5 protein-coding genes and 1 riboswitch are annotated in these 8,070 nt (G+C 71.7%); of the genes, 4 read left to right on the plus strand and 1 reads right to left on the minus strand.

Annotation, left to right across the window (positions count from 1 at the left end; translation table 11 throughout):
- Positions 1-41 precede the first annotated feature (41 nt).
- On the minus strand, positions 42-1,676 hold the full coding sequence (gene pgm / locus OC550_RS17350) for a phosphoglucomutase (alpha-D-glucose-1,6-bisphosphate-dependent) (protein ID WP_262107161.1): 1,635 nt from the start codon (positions 1,674-1,676) through the stop codon (positions 42-44).
- 218 nt (positions 1,677-1,894) lie between these two features.
- Positions 1,895-2,006: riboswitch (SAM riboswitch) on the plus strand.
- A 104-nt stretch (positions 2,007-2,110) separates the two neighbouring features.
- Here pgm and OC550_RS17355 point away from each other — a divergent pair.
- The 4 genes from OC550_RS17355 to OC550_RS17370 are packed head-to-tail and all read left to right on the plus strand — an operon-like array spanning position 2,111 to position 8,037.
- Positions 2,111-3,025, plus strand: a complete 915-nt coding sequence (locus OC550_RS17355) for a methylenetetrahydrofolate reductase (protein ID WP_262107162.1) — start codon at positions 2,111-2,113, stop codon at positions 3,023-3,025.
- A 32-nt stretch (positions 3,026-3,057) separates the two neighbouring features.
- Positions 3,058-5,436, plus strand: coding sequence for a 5-methyltetrahydropteroyltriglutamate--homocysteine S-methyltransferase (metE, locus tag OC550_RS17360; RefSeq protein WP_262107163.1), 2,379 nt, complete (start codon positions 3,058-3,060; stop codon positions 5,434-5,436).
- A gap of 39 nt (positions 5,437-5,475) precedes the next feature.
- Positions 5,476-6,810 carry an O-acetylhomoserine aminocarboxypropyltransferase/cysteine synthase family protein gene (locus OC550_RS17365; protein WP_262107164.1) on the plus strand — a complete coding sequence of 445 codons (1,335 nt, stop codon included), beginning with the start codon at positions 5,476-5,478 and terminating at the stop codon, positions 6,808-6,810.
- 27 nt (positions 6,811-6,837) lie between these two features.
- The gene (locus OC550_RS17370; RefSeq protein WP_262107165.1) at positions 6,838-8,037 is read left to right on the plus strand and encodes a cystathionine gamma-synthase; all 1,200 of its coding nucleotides are present in this window, start codon (positions 6,838-6,840) and stop codon (positions 8,035-8,037) included.
- Positions 8,038-8,070 lie beyond the last annotated feature (33 nt).

Below are 8,070 nucleotides of genomic sequence, written 5' to 3' on the forward strand. Positions count from 1 at the left end.
CCGAGCTGTGGCGCCGCTCCCGCGCCCGCCCTAGGGCCGGGTCAGCCGATGACCCCGTCCACCAGCGCCTTCGCCTCGGCCTGCACCTGCTTCAGGTGCTCGTCGCCCTTGAATGACTCGGCGTAGATCTTGTAGACGTCTTCGGTGCCGGACGGGCGGGCTGCGAACCACGCGTTTTCGGTGGTGACCTTGAGCCCGCCGATCGCGGCGCCGTTGCCCGGTGCCTCGGTCAGCTTTGCCGTGATCGGCTCGCCGGCCAGCTCGGTCGCCGTCACGTCGGAGGCGGAGAGCTTGCCGAGGGCGGTCTTCTGTTCCCGGGTGGCGGCCGCGTCGATCCGCGCGTACGACGGCGCACCGAACTTCGCGGCCAGCTCACCGTAGAGTTCGGACGGGGACTTGCCCGTGACGGCCTTGATCTCCGAGGCCAGCAGGGCCAGCAGGATGCCGTCCTTGTCCGTGGACCACGGCTGGCCGTTGAACCGGACGAAGGACGCGCCGGCGGATTCCTCGCCGCCGAAGACGCCCTCGCCGGAGAGCAGGCCGGGCACGAACCACTTGAAGCCGACGGGAACCTCCACCAGCTTGCGGCCGAGGTCCGCCGCCACGCGGTCGATCATCGAGGACGAGACGAGCGTCTTGCCCACCGACGCGCCCGCGGGCCACTGCGGCCGGTGCGTGTAGAGGTACTGGATCGCCACCGCCAGGTAATGGTTCGGATTCATCAGCCCCGCATCCGGGGTGACGATCCCGTGGCGGTCCGCATCGGCGTCGTTCCCGGTAGCAATCTCGAACTCGGCGGAACGGCCGATCAGCGACGCCATGGCGTAGGGCGAGGAGCAGTCCATGCGGATCTTCTCGTCCCAGTCCAGCGTCATGAACGCCCACTGCGGGTCCACTGTCGAATTGACCACCGTCAGGTCCAGGTTGTGCCGCTCTCCGATCGCGCCCCAGTAGTCCACCGAGGCACCGCCCATCGGGTCCGCGCCGATGCGGACGCTGGCGTTGCGGATGGCCTCCAGGTCCAGCACCTGCGGCAGATCGTCCACGTAGTTGCTGAGGAAGTCATAGGTCCCGACGGCGCCTGAGAACTGGGCCTGGCCGAGCGGGATCCGTTTGACCCCGCGCAGACCCGACTCGAGCAGCTCGTTGGCGCGGTTGGCGATCCAGCCCGTGGCATCCGAATCCGCCGGGCCGCCGTGCGGCGGGTTGTACTTGAAGCCGCCGTCCCCGGGGGGATTGTGCGAGGGCGTGATGACGATGCCGTCGCCCTGCCCGTCCGGGTTTGCGGTGTTGTGCTTGAGGATGGCGTGGCTGACGGCCGGCGTCGGGGTCCAGCCGGTCCTCGAATCCACCCAGACGGTGACGCCGTTGGCGGCGAGGACCTCCAGCGCCGTGTTCTGCGCCGGGTCGGAGAGGGCATGGGTGTCCTTGCCCATGAACAGCGGACCGGCGATGCCCTGGCCGGCCCGGTATTCCACGATCGCCTGCGTGATGGCGGCGATATGGTCCTCGTTGAAGGAACCCTTCAGGCTGCTGCCGCGATGGCCGGACGTGCCGAAGGCCACGCGCTGCGTCGGCTCCTTCGGATCGGGCTTCACGTCGAAGTACGCGTCGAGCAGCGCGGTCAGGTCAACAAGGTCGCTGGGTTGGGCCACTGTGCCCGCACGGTTTGCCATGCCCCAAGCATGCCAAACATCACAGACCGGGAACCGGGTCCGTCACCAGAAGTTCACAACATTACGACGGCGGGCGGTCGGCCCGGCCGGACGATGTTGCGCCGGATGACGGCGGACTTGCCGTTCGTGACGAAACATTCCGTGCCGGGGAGCAACACTTCGACGCATCCCGTGCAGGTTTGCCCTTCAACGCCCGTCGCTTCCTAGAGTGGACGCATTAGCCATCCAGAGCGGCCGAGAGATCTGGCTCGTTGACGCCGCAGCAACCATCCGGGTAAGCCTCCGAGAGGAGACGGACCGGAACGGTGCTACCGCCAGGACCGATGGAGACGCGCCAGCGACACCACCAGGGCCTTCACCTGCCCGGCGTGGAAAACGGCTGGTCCTTTCAGCAGCGCAGCGGCGCACTCCCTCGGCACGACCGAGGAGCGTACATGACCCTGGCAGCACGGACAGCCGTCCCGCCGTCGTTGTCCTACGAGCTGTATCCGCCCGCCAACGCGCAGGCCGAAGCCACGGTGCTTCGGGCCATCGAGGAGCTTGGCGGCACCCATCCCGACTACGTTTCAGTGACCTACAGCGGCACGCCCGAACGGCGCCGCGCCTCGATCCAGCTGATCGAGCATCTGGTGGGCGCCACCAGGCTGCGACCGCTGGCACACCTGACCTGCGTCGGGGAGACCCGCGAAAGCCTGGAGCTGCTGGTGTGCCAGTTCGTCGGGCTGGGCGTGCGCGGCGTGCTGGCGATGCGCGGGGATCTGCCAACCGACCCGGAGACGTTCCGCGGCGACCTGCCCTTCGCGCGCTACCTGGTGGAACTGATCCGCAGCGTCGAGTGCCGGCATTCCGCGACACTGGCCGGCGGCCGGATGGCCGTCGGGGTGGCCGCCTACCCGAACCGGCATCCGGAGTCCCCTTCCTTCGAGCACGACGTCGAGGTGCTCGTCTCGAAGGAACGCTCGGGGGCCGACTTCGCGATCAGCCAGGTGTACTTCGACCCGGCCCACTACGTCCGCCTGGTGGCCGCCGCCCGCGCGGCCGGCGTGACGATCCCGATCATTCCCGGGGTCATCCCGATGTCGAGCGTGCGCCGGCTGGAGCGGCTGGCCGTGATGACCGGCGTCCGCCCGGATCCGGCGCTGCTGCACCGGCTCGAGACGGCGTCCTCGGACGCCGAGCGGCGCCGGATCGGGGTCGCCGCCGCCGCGGAGCTGGCCCGCGCCGCCTTCGATGCCGGGGCGCCCGGCGTGCACCTGTACACCTTCAACGATGCGCGCGCCTCCATCGAGGTGGTCGAGGCGCTCGACCTGCCCTCCACCCGCACCCTTTCCGCTTCCGTACCCGCCTGAACCCGCATAAACCCGCCCGACAGGAGAACATCATGACCGCCAAGAACACCTTCCCCGCCGCCACCATCCTGGGCTACCCGCGCATCGGCCCAAACCGGGAACTGAAGAAGGCCCTCGAAGCCCACTGGAGCGGCAGGCTCGACGAGGACGGCCTGCTCTTCGAGGCCCGGAAGGTCCAGGACCGGACCGTCCGCCGCCTGGTCCAGCTCGGCCTGGACGCCGCCGATTCCTCCATTCCCGCCGACTTCGCGCTCTACGACCAGGTCCTCGACACCACGGCCGCCCTCGGCGCGCTGCCGTCCCGTTTCGCGGACCTCGCGGATAGCGACGGCGGCGTCGGCACCGCAGCGTCCTTCGTGCTGGCCCGCGGCTACGGCGAACGCGCGCCCCTGGAGCTGACCAAGTGGTTCGACACGAATTACCACTACCTCGTGCCGGAGATCGGCCCGGAAACCCGCTTCGCCGCCGTCGCTCACCAGTTGGCCGGGATCATCCGCCGGCAGAAGGACCGCGGCGCCGTGCTGCGGCCGGTCCTCGTGGGCCCGGTGACCTACCTGCTGCTCGCCAAGGCGGAGGACGGCGCGCCCGAGGGCTTCGACCCGCTGACCCGGATCGACGACGCCGTCGCGGCCTACGTGGGGATCCTCGGCCAGCTGGCCGAGGCCGGCGCCGAGTGGGTGCAGCTCGACGAGCCGGGCCTCTCCACGGACGCCGGCGCGGCGCTGGCCGCTCCCGGCGGGCTGGTGGAGCAGGTATACCGGAAGCTGGCCGAGGCCCCGGTGGCCGCCGCGGGCCGCCACGCGAACGGCCGCCCGGCCCTGCTGGTCACCACCGGGTACGGCACCGCCGGGGATCCGGCCCGCGCCGGCGAGGCCCTGGCCGTGCTGGCCGCCGTCGGCGTCGAAGCCGTCCACGCGGACCTGGTCCGCGGCGCGCTGCCCTCCGCCGAAGCGCTGCGCGCGCTCGGTGGCACCCGCTTCGTCGCCGGTATCGTGGACGGCCGCAACGTCTGGCGGAACAACCTCTTGTCCTCGCTGGACGTGCTCGAGGACCTGCAGGCGCAGTCCGGCGCGGCCGTCTCGGTCGGCACCTCCACGTCGCTGCTGCACGTGCCGCACGACGTCGCCGCCGAGTCCGCGCTTCCGGCGCACCTGCCGGCCTGGCTCTCCTTCGCGGACCAGAAGGTGCGCGAGGCGGCGGCGCTGGCCCGCGGCCTGGCCGGAGGCCGCCCGTCCATCGCCGCGGAACTGCAGGACGCGGAGGCGGCCCTGCGGTCACGCGCCAAGTACGACGGCGTGCTGTCGCCGGCTGTCCGGCAGCGCACCGCGGCGCTGGGGGAGGAGGACTTCACCCGGGGCCCGGCCGAGCGCCGCGCCGAACTGCAGCAGGCCAAGCTGGGGCTGCCGGTCCTGCCGACCACCACGATCGGCTCCTTCCCGCAGACCGGAGAGGTCCGCCGCGCCCGTGCCGCCGCACAGAAGGGCAGCATCGCCCAGGCGGAGTACGAGCAGTTCCTCAAGGACGAGATCGCCCGCGTGGTGGCATTGCAGGAGGAACTGGGGCTGGACGTGCTGGTGCACGGCGAGCCGGAGCGCAACGACATGGTCCAGTACTTCGCCGAGAACTTCGACGGCTTCGCGGCCACGGGCAACGGCTGGGTCCAGTCCTACGGCTCGCGCTGCACCCGGCCCTCCATCCTCTGGGGCGACGTGTCCCGACCGGCTGCGTTCACCGTTCCCTGGACCAGCTACGCGCAGTCGCTGACCCGGCGGCCGCTGAAGGGCATGCTCACCGGCCCGGTCACCATCCTCGCCTGGTCCTTCGTCCGCGACGACCAGCCGCTGGCGGAGACCGCCAACCAGGTGGCCCTGGCCCTGCGCGACGAGATCGCGGACCTGGAGGCCGCGGGGACCGGCATCGTGCAGGTGGACGAACCCGCCCTGCGCGAACTGCTGCCGCTGCGCGCCGCGGACCAGCCGGCGTACCTCGACTGGTCCGTCCGCGCCTTCCGGCTCGCCACCTCGGGCGCCGGCGACGCGACCCAGATCCACACGCACCTGTGCTACTCGGAGTTCGGCGAGGTCATCGCCGCGATCGACGCCCTCGACGCGGACGTGACCAGCATCGAGGCCGCCCGCTCGCGGCTCGAGGTCGTCGCAGACCTGGCCGGCTTCGGCTTCCGCCGCGGGATCGGCCCCGGCGTCTACGACATCCACTCGCCCCGGGTTCCCTCCACCGAGGAAGTCGCCGGGCTGATCGAAACCGCGCTGGACGCCATCCCGGTGCGCCAGCTGTGGATCAACCCGGACTGCGGGCTGAAGACCCGCGGTTACGAGGAAACCCGCGAGTCCCTGCGCAACGTCGTCGCCGCCGCGAAGGCAGCGCGCGAAACCCTGGCCGTCCGCGCCTAGCGGTCCGGCCGCAGCGTCCAGCAGAAGGAGCCCCTTCCCATGAGCATTCCCGACGGCGGTACCGCCACTGCGCAGATCCACGCCGGCTACGAACCGCAGGCCCCGCACCGGCCGGTGACGGTGCCGCTCTACCAGAGCGCGGCCTACGAGTTCCCCGACTACGAATCGGCCCGGCGAATGTTCGCATTGAAGGAGGCGGGCTTCACCTACACCCGGACCGGCAACCCGACCGTGGCCGTGCTGGAGCAGCGCGTGGCCGCCCTGGAGGGAGGCACGGGCGGTTTGGCCACGGCCACGGGGCAGGCCGCCGTCGCCGTGGCCCTGCTGGCGCTGGTGCGCGGCGGCCACCACCTGGTCGCCTCCTCGAAGCTGTACGGCGGAACCGTGGACTTGCTCACGGACACGTTCGGCGACTTCGGGATCGAGGTCAGCTTTGCCGATCCGGCCGACGTCGGGGCCTGGGCCGCGGCGGTGCGTCCGCAGACCAGGGCGTTCCTGACCGAGGCCATCGGGAACCCGCTGGCCACGCTGCAGGACCTGCCGGCCATTGCCGCCGCCGCGCGCAGCGCCGGGGTGCCTCTGGTCGTGGACAACACGCTGGCCACCCCGGTGCTGTACCGCCCGCTGGAACTGGGCGCCGACGTCGTTGTCCACTCGGCGACTAAGTTCCTCGGCGGGCACGGCACCTCGCTCGCCGGGGTGGTGGTGGACGGCGGCCGGTTCGACTTCTCCGCCGACCCGGAGAAGTGGCCGCAGCTCACGCGGCCCAAGCGCCGCTACGGCGGGGACACCCTGTGGGAGCGGCACGGCCGCGGCGCCTACCTGGCGCTGGCGCGCAGCAAGTACCTGCACGATCTGGGCCCGTCGCTCTCGCCGTACAACGCAGCGCAGGTGCTGCAGGGACTCGAGACGCTGGATATCCGGGTGGCGCGGCACGGGGAAAACACCCGCGAGGTGGCCGGCTTCCTGGCCGCCCATCCGGCCGTCGCCGCTGTGCACTACCCCTCGGTGCCGGGGCATCCGCAGGCGGCGCTTGCGGCCCGGGACTTCCCGCGCGGCACCGGCAGCGTGTTCTCCTTCGATCTCGCCGCGGACCCGGCCGAGGTGGGGCCGTTCATCGACCGGCTGCGGCTGTTCAAGCTGGTGGCCAACGTGGGGGACACCCGGTCGCTGGTGGCTCACCCGTCGGCCATGACCCACTGCCGGCTCTCGCCCCCGCAGCGGGCCGCGGCGGGAATCGGCGAGACCACCATCCGGCTCTCGATCGGACTGGAAGCCGCCGCGGACCTGGTCGCCGACCTGGCCCAGGCGCTGGCCCCGCTCACCGCAACGCTCCCGACGTCCGGTGCCCCGGCCGCCGTCGTCAACGCCTAGAACGTCAACGTAAGAAAGGAGGCTGGCATGCCCGGATTCAACACCACCGCCATCCACGCCGGCCAGGAGCCGGACCCGCTGACCGGCGCCGTGATCCCGCCGATCTACCAGACCTCGACCTTCGTGCAGGACGGCATCAACGTGCTGCGCGCCGGGCACGAGTACAGCCGCGGTTCCAACCCCACACGCAACGGCTTCGAGGCGCAGCTGGCGGCACTGGAACGCGGCACGGCGGCCTTCGCGTTCGCCTCCGGCCTGGCCGCGGAGGACGCCCTGCTCCGCGCGCTGCTGCGGCCGGGCGACCACATCGTGCTCGGCGGAGACGGCTACGGCGGCACCAACCGGCTGGTCAACCACCTGCTGGGACCGTGGGGCGTCGCCAACACCGCCGTGGACATCACCGACCTGGACGCTGTTGCGGCGGCGGTCCGGCCGGGCGAAACCGCGCTGCTGTGGGTGGAGACGCCGTCGAACCCCCTGCTGGGCATCGCGGACCTCGCCGGGTGGGCCAGGCTGGCCCACGACGCCGGGGCCCTCCTGGTGGTCGACAACACCTTCGCGTCGCCTTACCTGCAGCGGCCGCTGGAGCTCGGCGCCGACGTGGTGGTGCACTCCACCACCAAGTACATCGGCGGGCACTCGGACGTCCTCGGCGGTGCCGTGGTGGTGGCAGACCGGGCCTTCCGCGGCAAGCCCCTGGCCGAGGCGGTCGGATACCAGCAGTTTGCCGGCGGCGCGGTGGCTGGGCCGCAGGACTGTTACCTGGCCGCGCGCGGGCTGAAGACCCTCGGCCTGCGGATGGAGCGGCACGGCAGCAACGCCCTGGCCCTGGCCGAATGGCTGCGGGACCAGCCCGGGATCGCCGAGGTGCTCTACCCGGGACTGCCGGACCACCCGGGGCATGAGCTGGCCGCGCGCCAGATGTCCGGCTTCGGCGGCATCGTCTCGCTGCGCTTCGCCGCCGGCGAGTCCGCCGCCCGCGCCTTCGCCGAGTCCACGCGGCTGTTCGCGCTGTCCGTCAGCCTTGGCGGGGTGGAATCGCTGGTCTGCTACTGCTCGGAGATGACGCACGCCTCGGTCCGCGGCACGGAGCTGGCGGTGCCGACGGACCTGGTCCGGCTGTCCGTCGGCGTTGAGGACGTCGCGGACCTGCGCTCCGACCTGGCCGCCGGGCTCGAAGCGGCGAGGGCTGCAGTGCCCGCCCGGCCGCTGCTCAGCGCCGTGTGAGGCCGAGCGGGAGGGGCCGCCCCCTCCCTCCCG

Origin of the sequence: Arthrobacter sp. Marseille-P9274 (assembly GCF_946892675.1) — a bacterium.
Lineage (GTDB): Bacteria > Actinomycetota > Actinomycetes > Actinomycetales > Micrococcaceae > Crystallibacter.

Excerpts from the sequence above, each read along its gene's own strand:
- OC550_RS17365 (WP_262107164.1), top strand. The coding sequence starts at position 5,476 with ATGAGCATTCCCGACGGCGGTACCGCCACTGCGCAGATCCACGCCGGC.
- OC550_RS17370 (WP_262107165.1), top strand. The coding sequence starts at position 6,838 with ATGCCCGGATTCAACACCACCGCCATCCACGCCGGCCAGGAGCCGGAC.
- metE (WP_262107163.1), top strand. The coding sequence starts at position 3,058 with ATGACCGCCAAGAACACCTTCCCCGCCGCCACCATCCTGGGCTACCCG.
- pgm (WP_262107161.1), bottom strand. The coding sequence starts at position 1,676 with ATGGCAAACCGTGCGGGCACAGTGGCCCAACCCAGCGACCTTGTTGAC.
- OC550_RS17355 (WP_262107162.1), top strand. The coding sequence starts at position 2,111 with ATGACCCTGGCAGCACGGACAGCCGTCCCGCCGTCGTTGTCCTACGAG.